This window comes from Streptomyces wedmorensis, from assembly GCF_000716445.1.
Classification (GTDB): Bacteria; Actinomycetota; Actinomycetes; order Streptomycetales; family Streptomycetaceae; genus Streptomyces; species Streptomyces wedmorensis.
Genome location: NZ_JNWK01000105.1, coordinates 1 through 21,024, shown reverse-complemented (window position 1 = coordinate 21,024; position 21,024 = coordinate 1). Strand labels below are relative to the sequence as shown.

Sequence of the window (21,024 nt, the reverse complement as noted above, 5' to 3'; positions counted from 1 at the left end):
CCCTCACCCCCACGCCCGCCCCGGCCCCCGCACCCACCCCGCCCGAAGAGCTTCGCTTCATGGCCGAGCGGTTGCTCGCCACCGTGCGAGAGGACATCGGGCGGGCCGACACGAAGGCCGCGATCCTGCTCTCCGGCGCGCTCGCCTTCCTCGCGGTGGTGTTCTCCGGGGACCGGGGCCCGTTGCCGGACGCAGGGGCCGGGCTCGTGTTCCTGCTGGTGGCGGGGGCGCTGTGGACGGCGGGGGTGCTGATGCTCGTCTCGGTCGTGCTGCCCCGCACGCGCATAGGGGCGGACCGCACGCTCCTGCGCGAGCTGACGTCCGGACCGTCGGAGCCCGTGCTGCGGGAGCGGCTCACCGCGTCGGGCACGGACGCGACCGGCTGGCTCCTCGAACAGGCCAGCGTGCACGGGCTCGTGCTCGCGGCGAAGTACCGGTGGCTGCGCCTGGGCGTGTGCGCGCTCGCGCTCGGCGCCCTCCTGGCCCTCTTCAGCGAACTGTGGTGAGACAGAAGATGCAGTGGACCGACAAGGGGAGCGCCCTGCTCCTCGCCGGGGCGCTCCTCGCGCTCACCCCGTTCACGGCCGCCACCGCCTCGGGGGCCGGCGGAGCGCCGGGCAGTCCCAGGGCGCCGTGGTCGGCCGCCGAGCCGTCCGACGGCCCGGAGCCGATCGACTTCGCCGTCGTCGTCGACCAGTCGAAGAGCCTGGCGGACAAGGACCTGGCCCGGGAGACCGAGGCGGCCGCGCTGTTGGTCCAGGGTGAGATATCGGAGCGTTCCCGGGCGGTGGTGATCGGGTTCGGCAGTTCGGAGAAGCCCGGCCAGTCGCCGGTGCGCGAGGTGTGCCAGCTGACCGTCGCCGACGCCGCCGGCCGGGAGCGTCTCAGCGACTGCGTCCAGGGACTGGGCCGCCGCGACGAGGCGCGGATGGGGCCGGGCACCGACTTCCCGGCGGCCGTACGCCAGGCCGTCAGCCGCCTCGCGGAGGACGGCGACGGGGCCGGGGCGAAGGGACCGGCCGTCCCCAAGGTCGTCTTCCTGCTCACCGATGGCAAGCTGGACGTCGGGGACAGCCCCGAGTACGGCACCGACCGTGACAGCCGCCAGGCCAACGGGGAGCGGCGGCTCACCGAGGAGCTCGCCCGCGCACGGGCCGCCGGCGTGCAGATCTGGCCCCTCGGCTTCGGCACCGCCATCGACCGGGACGCGCTCACCGCGATGGCCGAGGGCGGCTACCGGGGCGCCTGCTCCGAAGTCCCCGGCTCCACCCCGCGCATGAGGGTCGTCGGCACGTCCGCCGAGATCGACACGGCGCTCCAGGAGACGTTCGCCGCCGCCCGCTGCGCCCGGATCGCGCAGGGCACCGTCGGGAAGCCGCCCGCCGACCTGAGCGTGTCCATCCCGCCGATCGCGACCGACGGTTCCCTCACGGTCTCCAAGCACGACCCGAAGGTGCGCGTGACGTACTTCGACCCGGCGGGCCGCAAGGTGCCCGCCCGGGGCGAGTTCGACGGTTCGCTCTTCGAGGTCAGCGGGCAGGACGGCCCGGTCGAGGCGCTGCGCGTGAAGAACCCGCTGCCCGGCCGCTGGCGCGTGCACATCGAGGCGCCGGAGGGGCACCGCGACCGCGAGGTCGCCGTCCGGGCGATCTGGCAGGGCCGCCTCCGCTCCGACGTCACCCTCGACCCGGCGTCTCCCCGCGCGGGGGAGGAGATCACCGTGCAGGCGAGGATGCAGACCCGGCGCGGCGTCGTCATCTCGGACCCCGGGCAGCTCGCGGGTCTCGCGGTCACCGCCGAGATGAGCGGCGCGGGCTTCCGGCCCGTCACGTTCCGGCTCGCCGACGACGGCAAGGCACCCGACCGCAAGGCCGGCGACGTCCGCTTCACCGGCCGGCTCACCGTCCCCGCGGGGGCGACCGGCGAGCTGAAGTTCGTCACCCGCATGGCCGCGCCCGGCATCACCTCCGACCTGCGCCCGTTGTACGCCCGGGTCGCCGAGGGGCCGCGACTCGTGATCGCCGGGCTCGCCGTCGACCAGGCCACCGTGTACCCGGGGGGAACCGTCCGCGGCACCCTCGACGTCACCAACGAGGACTCCGCGCCGCACACCCTGCGCCTCGCGCTGAAGGACGTGACGCCCGGCACCGAGCTCACCCTCGCGCCGACCACCGTCACGGCGCCGCCGGGCAAGAGCATCAGCGTCCCCTTCACGGTCACCCTCGGCGGCTCCACGCCCCTCGGCGAACTGGGCGGCCAGGTCACCGTCGTGGACACCGACGGCGACGCCGCCCTCGACTCCGACTACCTGGACGCCCGGGTGGTGGCGCCGCCGACCTGGTGGGACCGGTGGTGGAAGGCGGCGGCCGCGGGCACGGCCGCGTTCCTGCTCCTCGCCGCGTTCACCGGCATCCGGTTCGCCGCCCGGCGTCGCCGTCGCGACCTCACCGGTCTCACGCTCGAACTCGGCCACGAGGGCCGTGACCTCTACTCGCTGCCGATCCGGCGCGGCCAGAGTCCCGGCGGCGTCTTCGCCTTCACCGTCGACGAGCCGTACGGAGCCCCGCCCACGCTCCGCCGGATCCGCGGCGGCACCGCATCCGCCGCCCACGTCCTGCGCCGCACCGGCAGCGGCGAGCTGCTGCTCCGCCTCAGGGGCGGCCCGCAGGTCCCCGTCAGGACGGGTGAGCCGATCGCCCTCGGCGACCACGAACTCGTCGTCCGCGGCGGCCGCGTGGAACCGGGCACGACCCGCGACCTCCCGTGGTCCCGCCGGGCCCGAGGCCCCCGGAGCACCGGCGGCGGTAGGGGTGCGGGGACGGCCGACGGGACGGGCAGGAGGGGCCGTACGCGAAGGAGCGGGCGCACGGGGAACGGCTCCGGCTCCGTCGCCGGCGGTGGCACGGGCACGGGCACCGGATTCGATCCGGGCTCGGGGTCCGACTCGGGCACGGGCTTCGACTCCGCCTCCGGCTTCGGTTCTGGGTCCGGCTTCGGCTCTGGGTCCGGACCCGGCTCCGGCTTCGGCTCCGGGTCAGGTTCCGGCGAGGCCGTCCCCGGTGCGGGCGCGTACGACGAGAACTTCTGAACGGGTCACCGAGGAGACGACATGAAGATCTACCAGCCCATGCTCTTCGTGGGACTCGGCGGCACCGGCGGACGCATCGGCAGCGAACTCGAACGCAGCCTGCGCCGGGAGCTGTGCGGCCCCGACGGCACCGACCTGGTCGACGGCGGCCGCCGGCTGCCGTTCCAGCTGCCCGACTGCCTCCAGTTCGTGTACGCCGACTTCAGCGAGGGCGAGCTGCTGAGCCAGCCGCAGTTCCGGGCCAAGGGGGCCGAGGGCGCCGCCTTCGCCCGCACCTCCCGCATGGTCCGCGACCTGCTGCCCACCGACTTCGACTCCTCGCCCGAGGTGACCCGCATGCTGCGCGTCTCCGTCCACGAGGAGACCCGGCTCTGGCTGCCGCCGCAGGCCCGGCAGCCGCGCGTCGCCCCCCTCAACAGCGGCGCCGGGCAGCTGCCCACCGTCGGGCGCGCCGCGTTCTTCGCGACCGTGCGCTCCGGCCTCGAACCCGTCCTGCGGCAGCTGCGCGAGGCCATCGGGGCCATCGGGCAGGCGGCCGGAGACCTCAAGCGCGTCGGCGGCGGCCGCATCCGCGGCTGCGACGTCTTCGTCGCCTTCTCCGTCGCCGGCGGCACGGGCGCCGGCATCTTCTACGACTTCATCCACCTCATCGGGCACGAGTTCCGCAACGCCAAGGTGCCCGGCGTGAAGATCTACCCGCTCGTCGTCATGCCCTCCGCCTTCCCGCCCGAGGCGGGCGGCGGCCGGGAGGCCGAACTCAACGCCGCCCGCGCCCTCGTGGACCTCTCGCGGCTCGTCGACGACCAGAACGTGCCGGACGCCCTCGACACCGTCGGCGACGTCGAGGAACACGGCCGGCTCAGCGTCACCTACCCGGGCGACGGGCTCGTCGCGCTGCGCCCCGCCACCATGCAGACCGCGTTCCTCTTCTCCAAGCCGGCCGTCATCGGCTCCGAGGACCTGCGCCGCTCCATCACCGCCATGGTGATGTCGCTGATCGGCACCGAACTCGGCGAGGACAGCGGCGGGGTGAACCGCGCCGAGGACGACTACCAGTCCTTCGCCGCCAGCTTCATCAACAAGAGCGTGGAGCGCGCGACCCCCGCCCGTACCGGCATCGGCTACCGCGGCATGTCCACCAGCCTCGCCGCCTCCCTCACCGTCCCCGTCGACGACCTCGCGGAGATCGTCGCCGCCCGGCTCCTCGCCCAGGCCGTCCGCGGCATGTCCGAGCGCTCCCGGCGACCCGCCCGGGAGGGACAGGACCTCGTCCGCGAGCTCTTCACCCGCTCCGGCATCGGCCGGTTGTGGAGCCGCGAGGCACCCGACGTGCCCCTGCCCGAGCAACTCCCCAGAGGAACAAGGGACATCACCCAGGAGCTGCGTCAGCGCCTCCAGGACATGGAGGAGTCGCTGCACCGCCTCGACGTCCACCTCTCCCGCGAGATCCCGCGCCTCACCGAGGACTTCAGGCCCGGCGCGGGAGCCCGCGAACTCCTCGGCGCCGTCGGCCCGTTCCAGCTCGAAACCGTCCTAGCCGGCCTGCCGGGCCACCCCGACCGGGTCGCCAGGGAAGGCTTCACCGGCATGCTCGACAACCGGCGCAACGAGCCCGAGCGGCCCCCGCACGTCCAGACCTCGGCCCCGGCCATCCCCCGGATCAAGCGCAGCGTCGGCGGGGTCGTCCCGGCCCGGTGGACCGACCCCGACGTGCAGGAGGCGCTCGCCGCGCAGGAGGCCTGGTACCAGTGGCGGGCCCGGGTCCTCTGGCACCGTGGCTGGCAGGCCGGGGAGGCCCAGTGGCGGCCGTCCCTCAACCGCGTCACCAACGAGGTCGCCGAACTCGCCAAGGTGCTCCGCGCCCACGAACAGGACGAGGGCAAGGCCTTCGCCGACCGCCGCCGCGAGCTCTACCGCGACGACCGCGCCGGCATCGCCTACCTGCTGCCCCCGCAGAACACCCTGCGCGCCTTCTACGACGACGTCGTCGACCGGCTCGCCCAGAGCGAGGGCCTGCCCGAGACCACCGACCCCGCGACCCTCCTCGACCGGCTCGTCGGACCCGACGACTGGCGGCGCGCCCTGGACGCGGTCCGCCGCTCCTCCGGGGCCGCCGTCAAGGAGATCAAGCAGGTCGTCGAGCGCCGGGTCAAGCGCCTCTTCGGCGAGGCCAACGAGGACGTCTTCGCCCGCCCCCTGCTGCCGTCCATGGAGCTCCTGCTGCGGGCCGCGTCGGGCGACGAGACCGCCGAGGCGAAGATCGACCCCCGCTGGCTCGACCAGTTCCGCTCGCGGCTCGCCGGACTGCTCCCGGTGGGCTTCATCCCGGACGGCAGCGGCCCGCTCAAGATCCTCATCGTCCACCCGGCCAGCGAGTCCGACGGCCGGGCCGCCGGCTTCCTCTCGCAGGAACTCAACCTGCCCTCCCGGGTGTTCCCGGAGTGCCGGGCCGTCGACACCGACTCCATCACCGTCGTCCTCTTCCGCAGCGGCATGAACCTGACCGACATCTCCGAGGTCCGCAGCGTCCTCAGCCTCTGGTCCGAAGCCCGCGACTCGGGCGGCGAGGACGACTTCCTGCACTGGCGCCAGCGCCTCGGCTACCAGGACGACTGGCTCGTCTCCACCGAACAGGACCGCCAGCGCATCCTGCACCGGCTGCTCTGCACCATGTGGAACGGCCACATCGCCACCGAGGGCCCCGTCTCCTCGCCCCACCTCGTCCGCATCCGGCTCCAGGAGGGCGAGTCCGCGACCATGTCGCTGCGCCTGGAGGGGTTCGACGGCTCGCTCTCCAGCTGGGCGGGGCTGCTCCGCGCGTACGAGCGCTGGGCCCTGCTCGACGAGGGCCAGATCATCGAGCAGTTCTGCGAACGGCTGATGCGCACCCTCCCCAAGGGCCTCGCCCAGGTCCCCGCACCCCCGTCGCCGCTCTTCGTCGACTTCGTGGAGGACATCGCCCCGCGCCAACTGCGCCTCATCGACGAACTCGCGGCCGAATACGGAGAGTCGGACACCGGATGGCTCGCGCCCCTGCGCCACTTCTGGGAGGTCACCTACCCGGGCGCCCTCGACATGCGTTTCCCCAGTGCCTCCCGCGCCACCCGCGCCAACCTCCGCGCCCTGTACGAACGGCACGCGCCGCGCCACGACCGGCAGCCGGGGCCGGGCAGGCAGCGGGGACCGGCCCGGGGGCCGGCCAGGCCGCCCGGGCAAGGCCGACCTGACGGAAGCCTTCCGCGGGGCCGGTACGAACCCCGGCCGGAGACCGCGCACCAGAACGGGGGCCGGTACGGGGACGCGCACGCGCACCGGAACGGAGGGCGGCACGAGAACAGGGAGTCCGTCTACGAAGGCGACTGGGAGCTGGAGCCCGAGCCGGACTTCGGCCCGGACTTCGGCCCGGACTTCGGCCCGGATTTCGGCCCGGACTTCGGCCCGGACTTCGAGGACGACTTCGCGGACGAGCCGCGCCGCCGCGACCGGGCCGGTGAGGCGGAGTGAGTTCCCGTGTCCTCCCCGAACGTCCGCTGCCGGGACACGCCGTCTGCCTCGACCTGAGAACGGCGGGGCACGGGCCCGGCCCGGCGGCCGACGCGTACGGCGCGGAGGCCGCCGTACGCGCGGCCCTGGACGCACCGCAGCCCGCCGGTGAGCGCCGGTTCCTCGTCGTCGACGCGGCCGACCGGCTCGTCGCCCACCAGCTGCTCTACGAGCGGCTCTCCTCCTACGGCCCCGCCCACATCGTCTGCCTGGCCGTCGGGGCGCGGGGGGAGCGGACCGTGAGCCGCTCCCTCACCCTGCGCCCGCCGGCGGCCGGGATCCTGTGGGTGTTCGACACGGCCGACGACGGCGTGCCGGGCGAGGCCGCACTGCGGCCGCTGGTCGACGTCCTGTCCACCCCCGAGGTCTTCGACGCCGTGCTCCGCGCACTCGGCGAGGTGGTGCACGGCGTCGCCGTGCCCGCCGTCCGCGTCCTGGAGCACGACCTCACCGACGAGGCACGGGCGCGCGCCTGGCGGCAGGCCGTGGAGGGGCTCACCGGCCCGGAGGTCCCGGCGACCGGAGGCGTCTCCGCCGAGCAACTGCCCGGGGCCCTCGCGCTGCTCCTCGACGAGGGCGTGCCGCGCTCGCTCTCCGGCCACCACTGGCTCCCGCCCCGTGGCAGGGCCGGGGCCCGGATGGCCGCCTGTGAGGAGGCGCTCGGCGACGCCGTCGACGGCTATGAACGCGTCCGCGGCGCGGCCGGACTCCTCACCCGGGTGGGCCGGACCGTCGACCTGCCGGGGGACGTCGAGCGGGTGACGGAGGAGCTGGCCCGGTTCCGCGCCGCGGTCGCGGACGCCTTCGGCGCCGCGGGCGGCACCCGGCTCACCGCCGAACACCGCGGCCTGCTCCGGGACCGGGGGGTCGAACTCCCCGAGATGCCGCGGGAGATCTCGCGGACCGGCATCGTGCCCGCGCTGCGCGACCACACCCACGACCTGATCGCCAAGGGCCTGCCCCTGCGTTCCGTGGCGGCCCGGCTCGCCGCGCTCTCCGCGCGCACCGCCCCGGTGGGCAGCGCCGCCCGGCTCGCCCGCCTCGACGCGATCTGCGGCCCGGAGCGGCTGCGGCGGCTCGGCGGCCGTCATCCCTTCACGGCCGGCGGCTCGCGCCCGGCGGCCTTCGCCGTGACGGGGCTCCTCGCCCTGCTCGCCGGGGTCTGGCCGGTCGTCGGGTGGGTCCTCGGCCCGGCCGTCGGCGTCCTCGCCGCCGGGCTCGCCCACCTGGCGCTGCGGCGCAGGCCCAACCGCTCGCCGGACGGCCGGATCGACGGCGGCGGCGCCACCGGCGCGGCGCCCCGCCTCTTCGGCGGCCTCGTCGGGGGCGTCGCCGGCGCGGCCCTTGGCCAGTTCCTGGGCCCGCCCGCCTGGGCGGGCGCCCTCGTGGCCGCGCTGTCCACGACCGCCGTCGTCCTCCTCGCGCTGCGCGACTGGAGCCGGGCCGTGGACGACTGGTGGGCCCGCGCGGACCCGGAGGCGGCCGGCCGGATCCTCCGGGAGATCCAGGCCCTCGTCGTCACGACCGCCGTGCACGACTGGCTCTTCGCCGAGGTGCGCCACCACTGTTCGGCCGGCGCGGGTGCCGTCGCCCGGCTGCTGCGCGCCCTCGCGGCGACCGCCGACGCGCACGGGCAGCCGTACGCACCCCGCGAGAGCTCCGACCGGACGGGGACCGCACCACCCCCGAGCCCCGACGGCGGTGCGGCATCCTGGAGTTGGGAGGACTGGGGGGACGACGAGACCGACACCTGGTCCGACCTGGACGATGAGCCCCCCGCCGGGGCCTCGGCCCCGTCCCGCCACGGGCCTTCGTCGCCCGGCGACCCGTTCGACCCGTTCGACGGGCCGGGCGCGTCCGCCCCGTACGGCGCGTCCGATCCGTACGGCGCGTCCGATCCGTACGGCGCGTCCGATCCGTACGGCGCGTCCGATCCGTACGGCGCGTCCGATCCGTACGGCGCGTCCGCGCCGTACGGGCAGGTCCCCGGGGCCGCCGGTGGCCCCCCGCCCCCGTCCGGGCCCGCGCCGGGCTGGCTGGAGCGGCGGTACGGGGACGGCGGCCCCGCACTCGTCGACACGCTCGTCGGCGACCTCGTCGCGGGCACCGTGCTGATCCTCGACAGGTGCTGGGCGGGCATCGAGCGCGATCCCGGCGCGACCGTGTCGGCGGTGCACGAGCAGCGGCTGGACGAGCTGCTCGCCGAGACCCGGCTGCGCCTGGAGCGCGACGTGGCCGCGTCGCCGCCGCCCGCGTACGACGGTTTGCGCGACCGGGAGGGTCTCACCGCGCTCGCCGCGTTCACCGACCGCTCGGACCGGCCCGACGCGGCCCGGCTGACCGGGGTCGCCCCGGACGCGGTGGCCCGGCTGCTCCTCGCCGAGGACGACCCCGGCCGTACGGTCGCGCTCTGCGGCCCCGAGCACCTGCGGCTGCTCTCCCACGACCCGCTCGCCGCCCGGCAGGTCCGGTTCGTGCCCGAGGCGATGCGGCGCGGGGCGGCGGGCGACGACGTATGGCGCGGCACGGCGGAGGACGTCGTGTGGACCGGCGCGGGCCGCCACGCCGGCATCCTCCGCCTCGTACCGCTGCGCGCGGACGTCGTGAACACCGTCCGCGCCGAGGAGGCGGGAGAACCGTGACCGACCCGAACCAACCGAACCGACCGAACCAACCGAACCGACCGAACCGACCGAACCGACCGAACCGACCGAACGGATCGAACGGCCCGAACTCGCCGGACCGCTCGGCCGATCCGTCCCAGCCGAACCGCACGGACGACCCGTACTCCCCGATCGGCACCGACCACCCGGACCACCTGAGCGAACCGGGCCGGCCGCCCCACCCCTACTACCAGGAGCTGGAGTTCCTCACGCAGGAGGAGGTTCCGGTCCGCTTCGCCGTGCGGTACGGCGAGGACCGCAGACCGCCCGGCCGTGCCGGTGTGCTCGCGCGCCGGGTGGTGCTCGGCGCGGGGTGGTCGGTCCTCCAGTACCGGCTGACGGCGTCGGCGCAGGGGGACCCGCACGCGTACGGACTCCTCGAACGGGAGGTGGCGGCCGCCGTCGCGCTCGAACGACGTTACGGACAGCAGAAGTTCGGGGCCGTCTTCGCCAGGATCGTCGGCTTCGACCTGACCGCCGCCGAACCCTTCGTGCTGTACCGGCCGCCGGGCGGCCGGCCGCTCACCGAGTGGGCGGGGCGCCTGGGCGCCGAGGACCAGGAACGGATCACCGGTCAACTCGCCATGGCCGTAAGGCTCCTGGGCGACCTGGACCTCGTGCACCGGGCCGTCGCGCCCGACACCGTACGGTGGGACGGCTCGCGCGTACGGCTCTGTGAACCGTACGCGGCCGTGCGCGCCGGAGAGGCCCGCGAACCCTTCGGGGGCGCGCCCTGGGCCTCGCCCGAGCAGCGCGCCGGAGCCGGTGTCGCCGACCCGCGCGACGACCTGTGGTCCGTCGCCCACCTCGCCTACTACCTGCTCTCCGGACGGCCCGACCGGGGCGAGGGCCCCCCGGCGGACCTGGTGGACTACCGCCGCCTCGCCGCCCTCGGACAGAGCGGCCTCTTCTCCCCGCGTGCGGCGGAACGGCCGCACCCCGCCGAGCTCATGCGCCTCCTGCACGTGCCCGACCCGCTCGCGACCGGCGTCGGAACGGCCGACCCGCTCGGACGGTGGCGCGCCGAGTACGACCTCCAGATCGCCCGCAAGCACTCCCTGCGCGCCGGGAACGGGCCGGGCGCCGCAGAGCACCCCGACCCGGACCCCGTCGGCCGGGACATGCCCGGGCCACGCACGCCGCGCATCTCCCTCCTCGGCCGGATCTTCGGCGGCGGGGACGACCCGGGCCACCCCGCCGAACCGGTTCCACCGGCGTCGCCGCCGGAACCACAGGCGCGGAGCCGGATGTGCCCGCACTGCCTGCTTCCCGTGGAGTACGACGAACGGCTGCTCGTCACGATCGACGCCAAGGGCAACCGGATCCCGCTCGACCTGAGCGGCGAGCGCCGCCCCGGCCACGTCGCGGACGCGCTGCGCAAGGCCTACCACCTGTGCCCGCACACGGTGGACGGCGACGAGGAGCACGAACTCCCCGTGCCCTACCTCACCACCGGCGAACCGCTGTCCGTCGCCCTCGTCGGCAGCTCGTCCGTCGGCAAGACCCACCTCCTCGCCGCGATGCTCGGCGAGGTCGAGCTCGGCGGCCTCGAACCGTACGGACTGAAGTGCCGGCCGCTCAACCCCGAGGCGCACCGCACCTACCTGCGCGAACGGGTCCAGAGCCTCAAGGACGGCCGGCAGCTGGGCCGTACCGGGCAGCAGACGTTCGCGCGGTTCGCCGACGGGCTGCTCGTCTCGGCCGGCGGCGCGACCCCCCGGCCCGTCGTCTTCTTCGACCTCGCGGGCGAGGACCTCGCGCAGGACGGCGAGGTCGGCCGCTTCCTCATGGGCGTCGACGCCTTCGTGTTCGTCCTCGACCCGCTGCGCGCGCTCCGGCTGCCCTCCCTCGACCCGCTGCGCGAGCAGAGCGGGCTGCGCCGCCGCGACCTCGGCGACGAGGCCTTCACCACCGTGCTCAACCGCATTCCACGGCAGCGCGGCGGACTCGTCGCCGCCCCGGCCGCGCTCGCCGTCAACAAGAGCGACCTGGTGCGCTTCGAACCGTCCGTCGACCGCTGGCTCGGCCGGTCCCTGCCCGGTCGGCACGACCCGGCGGCGCTCCGGGACGAGAGCCGGGACGCGTACGCCTTCCTCGCCCACCACGCCAGTGCCGCCTGGCTCAAGCCCTTCGACGACTGCGCGGACTGCACCCTGCACTTCGTCGCGGCCACCGGCGGACAGGCGCGCGGCGACCGATTTCCGCACGGGGCCCGGCCGCGCCGCGTCCTCGCACCACTGCTGTCGCTCTTCGCCATGTGCGGGCTGCTGCCCGGGGCGGAGCCCGGAGAGGGGATCGCCCGATGACACGGCCGGAGAACGAGGTCGACCAGATCGTCTTCCGCTGGGACAGCGAGAACCCGTCGGGCAACACCGGCTTCGGCCCCGTCGCCTGGTCGGGGCCCCGCGACGAGGCGGAGAACCTCTTCCGGATCTCCGGACCCGTCCTGCGGGCTACCGGGGACGAGACCCGGCCCGCGCTGATCCGCCTCCAGCAGAACGCCGGCGTCATGCTGATCCGGCGCGCCCCCTACACCGACGCCGCCGGCGGTACCTCCGTCCTCTGCCACGCCCTCGTCGGCTCGCCCGACCTCCTCACCCCCTCCACCTGCCTCGGCCTCCACGCCTGGGACTGGGACGGCGCCGCCGCCGTGGACGCCGCCCAGGCGCGCGGCGGGCTGCCGGTCGTCCCCGAAGAGGCCCTGGTGTCGGCCGCCGCCGGCCAAGGACAGTGGGCGCTCGACCTGGGCCTCGCCGGAGTGTCCGAGGAACTCGTCGGCACCGTCGCCGAGCTGCTGCGCCACCCCGACGAGCGGTTCACCGTCCTGGACGAACGGGGCGACACCGCCCTCGGCGTCCTCTGGGGCCTGCACAGCATGTTCGGCGCGACCACCAACCGCCGGTGGACCTTCGCCACCCACGACACCGCCGAAGTCACCGCGCTCCGCTTCGTGTTCGTCGGCCGCTGGTCGGGCGCGGCGAGCCACAACACCGAGCGCCGCCGCGTTTCCGGCCCCCCGGGGGCCCCCCCCCCCCCCCCCCCCCCCCCCCCCGCCGCGCCCCTCTCCTCGACACCGCCACCCGTGCCCTCGAAACCCTCGACCGCCGCACCGGCGACCCCGCCCTGTGGCCCCCCACTCCCACGACGGGAAAACCCCCACGCCCCACACCGACCCCACGCCCGACACCGACGCCGCACCCCACACCCACCCCATTTACCGCACCCACCCCACACCCCCCGACCCCCCCGCGCCCCGCGCCCGCCGCGCCCCTCGCGCCCCCTCCGCCCCCACGGCCTCCCGCCTTGGACCCGCAACCTCCGGTGCCGCGCGACCCTCACTCCTCGACTTCGCGTGAGTCCCACGAGCCCCACAAACCCCGTGAGCCTTACGAGCCCCGCGAGCCCCGCGATGCGCGTGAGTCCCGCAAGGGGCGTGAGTCCCGCGAGGGGCGTGACTTCGGCCGGCCCGAGATGCCGAGCCGGCCCCCGGCCCCCGCCGCCCCGTCGCTCCGCTCCGATCCGGCGGAGGATGAGCAGGAGCGCGACCGGCACCACGACCGGCACCACGACCAGACCCCCTACACCCCCGACCGCCCACCCGCCGCACCTCCCGTAGCCGAGCCGGCCGCCCACCCGCCGCGCCCCGCCCGGAGTGGTGCGGGCGCCGGCGACGCGTATCCGCGTCCCGTCCTGCCGGATGTGCCGGCTGAGTGGAGCGGGCCGGGGGAGCGGCAAGGGCGGTCGTGGAAGCGGGGGAGGGAACGGGAGGCGGAGACCGGGCTCGTGCACAGGTTGCCGACGGCGCGGGGGCCGGAGGAGGCGCGGGAGATGGTGCGGCGCGGCGGCAGCCGTGAGCTGCTGGACGTGCTGCGACGCCCTCTGGAGTACGCCGTCCTCACCGTCCTGCTCCAGGAGATCGCCCGACGGCTGCCGTCCTGGGAGCACCCGCTGCGCCGGGAGTTGTGTGAGGTGGCCCTCGACCGGGAGCTGTGGGCCGTGGCGCCGCCCGGTGCCCGGGCGCGTCCCTCGGAGCCGCCGGAGGAGCAGCGCGCGGCGAACGCGGCCGAGTTGTACCGCTGGGCGGTCCGCCCGCTGCTCGGCGGCGGGGACGGCCGGGTCGGCACGGTCGCCGAGCTGCTGTCGCGGCTGCGGACGAGCCCGGAACCGTCGGCCCGCGAGACGTTCTGGCTGATCGTCGACGGGGAGCGCCCCGGGCTGCCGGACGCGGTCTGGCTGTCGCTGCTGAAGGAGGCGTACGGCATGCCCCGTACCCCGCCGAGGCCCGGCGTTCCGGTGTCCCCGCCCGCCGCCCACCCGGACGATCCCGGCAACGGCTACACGCGCCGCTTCCTGACCCGCGTCGCGCTGCTGCTCGGCGGCCTGGTGCTGGCGATCGCCCTGATCGGCCTGTGGGGCATGCTGACCTGACCCCACACGACGCCCACCGCCCCGGCCGACCGGGACACCCCACCCCGGCCCGCCCCATCCCGGCCCACCCCTCCCCGGACCCGACACGGCCGAGCCCGCATCCGACACGGCCGAGCCCGCATCAGATGAGACCCGCTTCGCACCCGCCCCGGCTCGGCCGGCGACGCCCGGCCTGATCCGAAAGGCGGGCCGTGGCAGCCCGGCTCCGTCAGGATGGGCGCATGGGATTCCATGTCGACTCCGAGACCGGGCGGCTGCGCCGCGTCATCCTGCATCGGCCCGATCTGGAGCTGAAGCGGCTCACCCCGTCCAACAAGGACGCCCTCCTCTTCGACGACGTGCTGTGGGTGCGGCGGGCCCGGCAGGAGCACGACGGCTTCGCCGACGTGCTGCGCGACCGGGGGGTGGTGGTGCACCTCTTCGGGGACCTGCTGAGCGAGGCCCTGGAAGTGCCGGCCGCCCGCGCGCTGGTCCTTGACCGGGTCTTCGACGAGAAGGAGTACGGGCCGCTGGCCGCCGACCATCTGAAGTCGGCGTTCGACTCGCTGGACGCCGTGGCGCTCGGCGAGGCGCTCGTCGGCGGGATGACGAAGCGGGAGTTCCTGGCGGCGCACCGGGAGCCGACCTCGGTCCGCTTCCACGCCCTCGACCTGGACGACTTCCTCCTCGGTCCGCTGCCGAACCACCTTTTCACGCGGGACACGTCGGCCTGGATCTACGACGGCGTCTCCATCAACGCGATGCGGTGGCCGGCCCGGCAGCGCGAGACCGTGCACTTCGAGGCGATCTACAAGCACCACCCGCTCTTCACGGGCCCGGAGGCGGGGGGCTTCCACCACTGGTCGGAGGGGCAGGCCGACTACCCGTCGACGATCGAGGGCGGCGACGTCCTGGTCATCGGCAACGGCGCCGTCCTCATCGGGATGAGCGAGCGCACCACGCCGCAGGCGGTGGAGATGCTGGCCAGGGGCATGTTCGCGGCCGGTTCGGCGCGCACGATCGTCGCGCTCGACATGCCGAAGCGGCGGGCGTTCATGCACCTGGACACGGTGATGACGATGGTCGACCAGGACACGTTCACCCAGTACGCGGGGCTCGGCATGCTCCGCTCGTACACGATCGAGCCGGGCGACGCGGGCCACCCCCTGCGGGTGACGGACCATCCCCCGGAGCAGATGCACAGCGCCATCGCGGCGGCCCTCGGCCTCCAGGAGATCCGGGTCCTCACGGCGACCCAGGACGTGCACGCGGCCGAGCGGGAGCAGTGGGACGACGGGTGCAACGTGCTGGCGGTGGAGCCGGGAGTGGTCGTCGCGTACGAGCGCAACGTCACGACCAACACGCACCTGCGCAAGCAGGGCATCGAGGTGATCGAGATCCCCGGCAGCGAGCTGGGCCGGGGGAGGGGCGGACCGCGCTGCATGAGCTGCCCGGTGGAGCGGGAGGCGGCCTGAGGGCCGCACGGGAAGGCCACGCGAGGGGGGCTGTATATAAATGCTGATGCTCGTATAGACTTCCAGGGTCCCGACGGTCGTCCCCTCGTCGTCCCCCGACCCGAACCCCCAGGAGCGCGTCCCATGGCCACAGACCTCATCGGCCGCCACTTCCTCAAGGAGCTGGACTTCACCGCCGAGGAGTTCCGCGCCCTGATCGCGCTCTCCGCCGAGCTCAAGGCCGCCAAGAAGGCGGGCGCCGAGGTCCAGCGACTGCGCGGCAGGAACATCGCCCTGATCTTCGAGAAGACCTCGACCCGCACCCGCTGCGCCTTCGAGGTCGCCGCCGCGGACCAGGGCGCCTCCACGACCTACCTGGACCCGTCGGGTTCGCAGATCGGTCACAAGGAGTCGGTCAGGGACACCGCACGGGTCCTCGGTCGGATGTTCGATGGTATCGAGTACCGGGGTGACAGCCAGGCGGCGGTCGAGGAGCTCGCCGCCCACGCGGGCGTTCCCGTCTTCAACGGGCTCACCGACGACTGGCACCCCACCCAGATGCTCGCCGACGTGCTCACCATGACCGAGCACACGGACAAGCCGCTGGACGGCATCGCCTTCGCCTACCTCGGCGACGCCCGCTTCAACATGGGCAACTCCTACCTGGTCACCGGCGCCCTCCTCGGCATGGACGTGAGGATCGTCGCCCCGGAGGCGTACTGGCCGGCCGAGGGGATCGTCGCCGCCGCCCGCAAGCTCGCCGAGACCAGCGGCGCCGTGATCACCCTGACCGAGGACGTGGCGGAAGGAGTCGGGGGCGCCGACTTCGTCGCCACCGACGTCTGGGTCTCCATGGGCGAGCCCAAGGAGGTCTGGGACGAGCGGATCGCCGCCCTCTCCCCGTACGCCGTGACCATGGACGTGCTGCGCGCCACCGGGAACCCGGACGTCAAGTTCCTGCACTGCCTGCCGGCCTTCCACGACCTGGGCACGGCCGTCGGCCGGGACATCCACGCCCGGCACGGCCTGACCGAGCTCGAGGTCTCCGACGAGGTCTTCGAATCGGCCCACTCGGTCGTCTTCGACGAGGCCGAGAACCGGATGCACACGATCAAGGCGGTCCTCGTCGCGACCCTGGCCGGTCCGACGGGAGCCTAGGCGCGCCGGGCCGGTCAGGTCGATCAGGCCGGTCAGGTCGATCAGGCCGGTCTCGACCGGACGCCCCCTGCTTCACGGCTCCCGGCGCCGGCCCTGGGCCGGTACTCCCGGGAGCGTGAACCAGACCGCCTTGCCGTGCGCGGTCGGCCGGTGGCCGCAGTCGCTGCTGAGCGCCCGGATCAGGAGGAGGCCGCGGCCGTGCTCCTGCCAGGGGTCGACCTCCGTGCCGGGGTCGGGGCAGGGGAGCCGGCCGGGCCGGGCGGGTTCGGAGTCGTGGACCTCGATCTGGCAGCCGCCGGGCGCCGCGCGCAGCTCCACGACCAGCTCGATGGGGCCCCGCCCGGCGGTGTGCTCGACCGCGTTGGCGACGAGCTCGGCGGTGAGCAGCTCGGCCGTGTCGCCGCAGGGGCGGCCGGCGGCCTCCGGGCCGATGTCGTCGAGCGCGGCACGGATCAGGGCGCGGGCGATCGGCACGGCCGCGGTCGTGTGCGGCAGCCGGATGCGCCACGAGGCGGCGGGCCGGTCCGGAGCGGGCCCCGTGGCTTCGGGGCCGGTGGCGTCGGATCCGGTGGCTTCGGGCATGTGCGGGCTCCCTTCACCGAGTGGACGGTGGGCGAGTGGGACGGAGGCATCCCGAGACGTCCTGGTTTCAACCATAGGAGAGGCAAGATCCGCTCCCCAGGGCACCCCTTCCTCGCCGCGGGGGACTTCGGTCACGACGGTCCAGGGACCTTGTGAGGGCCGCACGCACAGCTCCTTTATCGCGCACTCGTGACGATAGTCACAGTACGGTGATACCCTCCGAACGGAGGAAGGAGGCCGTTCCGTATGAGCCCCTTTACCGGCTCCACGCCCCGGACGCCCCACTGGCAGCACCTGCGCCTCGACATCGACCGAGGCGTCGCCACCGTGACCCTCGCCCGCCCGGCGAAGCTGAACGCCCTCACCTTCGGGGCCTACGCCGACCTACGAGACCTGCTCGCCGAGCTCTCCCGCGAGCGGACCGTCCGAGCCCTCGTCCTCGCCGGCGAGGGACGGGGCTTCTGCTCGGGCGGCGACGTCGACGAGATCATCGGCGCCACCCTCTCGCTCGACACCGCCGGGCTCCTCGACTTCAACCGGATGACCGGCCAGGTCGTGCGGGCGCTGCGCGAGTGCCCCTTCCCGGTCATCGCCGCCCTGCACGGCGTCGCGGCCGGCGCCGGCGCCGTACTCGCCCTCGCCGCCGACTTCCGCATCGCCGACCCCACCACCCGCTTCGCCTTCCTCTTCACCCGGGTCGGCCTCTCCGGCGGGGACATGGGCGCGGCCTACCTGCTGCCCCGGGTCGTCGGCCTCGGCCACGCCACCCGGCTCCTCATGCTCGGCGAACCCGTCCACGCCGCCGAGGCCGAGCGCATCGGCCTGCTCAGCGAACTGACCGAGGAAGGCGCCGCCGACACCCGCGCCACCGCCCTCGCCCGCCGCCTCGCCGACGGCCCCGCCCTCGCCCTCGCCCAGACCAAGGCCCTGCTCACCGCCGAACTCGACATGCCCCTCGCCGCCTCCGTCGAACTGGACGCGGCCACCCAGGCCCTCCTCATGCACGGCGAGGACTACGCCGAGTTCCACGCCGCCTTCACCGCCAAACGCCCCCCGAAATGGCAGGGCCGCTGACATGCCCGCCACCCCGGACACCCCCCGCCCGGGCGGTGCGGCGCCGGACACCCCCGATGCGGCCGCCGCATCGCCGGAAGCGGCCCGTACGGGCGCCCCCGCACCGTCCCCCGCCACCCCGGACACGCCCCGCCCGAGCGCCGTCGCACCCTCCTCCCGCATCGCCGTCATCGGGGGCGGGCCGGGCGGGCTCTACGCCGCCGCCCTGCTCAAGCGGCTCGACCCCGGGCGGGAGGTCACCGTGTGGGAGCGGAACGCGCCGTCGGACACCTTCGGCTTCGGCGTGGTTCTGTCCGACGAGACCCTCGGGGGCATCCGGGACGCCGACCCGGCCGTGTACGAGGCGCTGCGCCGGGAACTGGTCCGCTGGGACGACATCGACGTCGTCCACCGGGGCCACCGCACCACCTCCACCGGCCACGGCTTCGCCGCGCTCGGCCGCCGCCGGCTCCTGGAGCTGCTGCACGCCCGCTGCGCCGAGCTCGGCGTACGGCTCCGCTTCCGCACCGAGGCGCCGCCCGCCGACGAGCTCGCCGCCACCCACGACCTGGTCGTCGCCGCCGACGGCGTGCACAGCCGCACCCGGGAGGCCCATGCCGCGCACTTCCGGCCCAGGATCACCGCGCACCGCTGCCGGTACATCTGGCTCGCCGCCGACTTCCCCTTCGACGCCTTCCGGTTCGAGATCGCCGAGACCGAACACGGCGTGATGCAGCTGCACGCCTACCCCTACTCGACCGGCTCCTCCACCGTCATCGTCGAGATGCGCGAGGAGGTGTGGCGGGCCGCCGGGTTCCACGAGCTCGACGAGGCCGAGTCCACGGCCCGCTGCGCCAAGATCTTCGCCGAGGCGCTCGGCGGCCGGGAGCTGCGCGCCCACAACTCCGCCTGGACCGCCTTCCGTACCGTCGTCAACGAGCGCTGGTCGTACGGCAACACCGTCCTCATCGGCGACGCCGCCCACACCGCGCACTTCTCCATCGGATCCGGCACCAAACTGGCCGTCGAGGACGCCCTCGCCCTCGCCACCGCCGTCGGCGAACACCCCGACCTGGCCGAGGCGTTGACCGCGTACGAGAACGGGCGCCGCCCCGTCGTCGAGTCCACCCAGCGCGCGGCGGCCGCCAGCCTCCGCTGGTTCGAGGAACTCGCCGACCACGTCGACCGCCCGCCCCGCCGCTTCGCCTTCGACCTGCTCACCCGCAGCCGCCGCGTCACCCACGCCAACCTGCGGCTGCGCGACCCGGCCTTCACCGAAGCGGTCGAAGCCGACTTCGGCTGCCCACCCGGAACTCCGCCCATGTTCACGCCCTTCCGACTCCGCGGACTCACCCTGCGCAACCGGATCGTCGTCTCGCCCATGGACCTGTACGTCGCCGAGGACGGCGTACCCGGCGACTTCCACCTCGTCCACCTGGGCGCCAGGGCCCTCGGCGGCGCCGGACTCGTCATGACCGAGATGGTGTGCGTGAGCCCCGAGGGCCGCATCACCCCCGGCTGCTCCGGCCTCTGGACCGACGAGCAGGCCGACGCCTGGAGCCGGATCACCGCCTTCGCGCACGCCCAGGCGCCCGGCACGGCCATCGGCGTCCAGCTCGGCCACTCCGGCCGCAAGGGCTCCACCCGCCGCATGTGGGAGGGCATCGACCAGCCGCTGCCCGAGGGCAACTGGCCGCTCGTCGCCGCCTCCCCCCTCCCGTACCGGCCCGGCGTCAACCAGACCCCACGTGCCCTCGACCGCGCCGGACTCGCCGCCGTGCGCGAGGAGTTCGCGGCCGCCGCCCGCCGGGCCGCACGCTGCGACTTCGACCTCCTCGAACTCCACTGCGCCCACGGCTACCTGCTCTCCGGCTTCCTCTCCCCGCTCACCAACCACCGGACCGACGCCTACGGCGGAAGCCTCGACGCCCGGCTGCGCTTCCCGCTCGAAGTCTTCGACGCCGTACGGGAGGCGTGGCCCGACGACCGGCCCATGACCGTCCGCGTCTCGGCCACCGACTGGGCCGACGGCGGCACCACCGCCGAGGACGCCGTCACGATCGCCCGCGCCTTCGCCGCCCACGGCGCCGACGCCATCGACGTCTCCACCGGCCAGGTCGTCCCCGACGAGACCCCCGCCTACGGTCGCTCGTACCAGACCCCCTACGCCGACCGCATACGTGCCGCCACCGGCGTCCCCGTCGTCGCCGTCGGCGCCATCTCCTCCTGGGACGACGTCAACTCCCTGCTCCTGGCCGGCCGCGCCGACCTCTGCGCCCTCGCCCGCCCCCACCTCTACGACCCGCACTGGACCCTCCACGCCGCCGCCGAGCAGGGCTACGAAGGCCCCGCAGCGCCCTGGCCCGCCCCCTACCGCGCCGGCAGCCGCAGGCCCCCGACGGGCCGCCGCGACTGAAGCCCGTCCGGCGCGCCTGGACGCCCGCACATGTCGGTGCGACGCCGGAGCATGGTGCGGGAGTCCCTCCCCCCGTTGAATGAGGACATGACACAAAACAGGGGTGGGAAGGGTGCCGGGGCGGTCCTCGGCACGGCGACGGCCGCGACGGGACTGCTCGCGGGGGTGTGGTTCGCGTACGTCTGCTCGGTGATGCCGGCGCTGGCGCGGAGCGACGACCGGGTCTACGTCCAGGTGATGCGCGACATCAACGACGTCATCCAGAACCCGGCCTTCTTCGCCGTGTTCTTCGGCGCCCCGCTCCTGGCGGCCGTGGCCGCCTGGCAGCACCGCGCCGGCCGCGCCCGCCCCTGGACGCTCGCCGCCCTCGTCCTCGCCGTCGCGGTCTTCCTCGTCACCTCCGCCGCGAACGTCCCCCTCAACGACGCCCTCGCCTCGGCCCAGGACCCGACCGCCGCCCGCGCCGCCTTCGCGGGCCCCTGGGTCGCCTGGAACGCGGTCCGCGCAGTCCTCACGACAGCTGGGTTCGCCTGCCTGCTGCGGGCCCTGACCGTCCGCAACGCCCGCTAGTCTTCTGAGTCAGGAATTCTGTTCAGATGTATAGGCTTGCCCTATGGCACGTACGGGGCGGCCGAAGGCCGAGTTGATCCTGTCGGATAA

The 21,024-nt window shown here is 74.6% G+C and carries 12 protein-coding genes; 11 read left to right on the top strand and 1 reads right to left on the bottom strand.

What is annotated here, in order from left to right:
* From OO54_RS39920 to argF, 8 genes are all read left to right on the top strand, one after another.
* Nucleotides 1-506: Pycsar system effector family protein (locus tag OO54_RS39920; protein WP_051787861.1), on the top strand; the 506-nt coding region annotated here is incomplete at its 5' end.
* Entirely contained in the window at nt 503-3,088 is a 2,586-nt protein-coding gene (locus OO54_RS39915) for a VWA domain-containing protein (protein ID WP_033212402.1), read from the top strand. The genes OO54_RS39920 and OO54_RS39915, both read left to right, overlap by 4 nt.
* A gap of 21 nt (nt 3,089-3,109) precedes the next feature.
* The gene (locus OO54_RS39910) at nt 3,110-6,592 is read left to right on the top strand and encodes a tubulin-like doman-containing protein (protein ID WP_033212398.1); all 3,483 of its coding nucleotides are present in this window, start codon (nt 3,110-3,112) and stop codon (nt 6,590-6,592) included.
* Complete coding sequence (locus OO54_RS48470; protein ID WP_033212396.1) at nt 6,589-9,273, top strand: hypothetical protein; 2,685 nt, start codon at nt 6,589-6,591, stop codon at nt 9,271-9,273. The genes OO54_RS39910 and OO54_RS48470 overlap by 4 nt, the downstream gene beginning before the upstream one ends.
* Entirely contained in the window at nt 9,270-11,600 is a 2,331-nt protein-coding gene (locus OO54_RS39900) for a hypothetical protein (RefSeq protein WP_033212395.1), read from the top strand. The genes OO54_RS48470 and OO54_RS39900 overlap by 4 nt, the downstream gene beginning before the upstream one ends.
* A 1,477-nt stretch (nt 11,601-13,077) precedes the next feature.
* A complete protein-coding gene (locus OO54_RS39890; RefSeq protein WP_157856603.1) occupies nt 13,078-13,722 on the top strand; it encodes a hypothetical protein in 645 nt (214 codons plus the stop codon).
* Between the two features lie 221 nt (nt 13,723-13,943).
* Nucleotides 13,944-15,176 (top strand): arginine deiminase, encoded by a 1,233-nt coding sequence (locus tag OO54_RS39885; RefSeq protein WP_033212387.1) that lies wholly within the window; start codon nt 13,944-13,946, stop codon nt 15,174-15,176.
* 123 nt (nt 15,177-15,299) lie between these two features.
* The gene (gene argF, locus OO54_RS39880) at nt 15,300-16,313 is read left to right on the top strand and encodes an ornithine carbamoyltransferase (protein WP_033212384.1); all 1,014 of its coding nucleotides are present in this window, start codon (nt 15,300-15,302) and stop codon (nt 16,311-16,313) included.
* Between the two features lie 72 nt (nt 16,314-16,385).
* Here argF and OO54_RS39875 read toward each other — a convergent pair whose 3' ends face one another.
* A complete protein-coding gene (locus OO54_RS39875) occupies nt 16,386-16,895 on the bottom strand; it encodes an ATP-binding protein (RefSeq protein ID WP_051787858.1) in 510 nt (169 codons plus the stop codon).
* 246 nt (nt 16,896-17,141) lie between these two features.
* Between OO54_RS39875 and OO54_RS39870 the strand changes: the two genes are divergently transcribed.
* From OO54_RS39870 to OO54_RS39860, 3 genes are all read left to right on the top strand, one after another.
* Nucleotides 17,142-17,969 carry an enoyl-CoA hydratase family protein gene (locus tag OO54_RS39870; RefSeq protein ID WP_033212382.1) on the top strand — a complete coding sequence of 276 codons (828 nt, stop codon included), beginning with the start codon at nt 17,142-17,144 and terminating at the stop codon, nt 17,967-17,969.
* Nucleotide 17,970: 1 nt separating this feature from the next.
* Nucleotides 17,971-20,364: a bifunctional salicylyl-CoA 5-hydroxylase/oxidoreductase gene (locus tag OO54_RS42075; RefSeq protein WP_078905607.1), complete on the top strand. Its 2,394-nt coding sequence runs from the start codon at nt 17,971-17,973 to the stop codon at nt 20,362-20,364.
* A gap of 87 nt (nt 20,365-20,451) precedes the next feature.
* Nucleotides 20,452-20,934 (top strand): anthrone oxygenase family protein, encoded by a 483-nt coding sequence (locus OO54_RS39860; RefSeq protein WP_017242481.1) that lies wholly within the window; start codon nt 20,452-20,454, stop codon nt 20,932-20,934.
* Nucleotides 20,935-21,024: the final 90 nt, after the last annotated feature.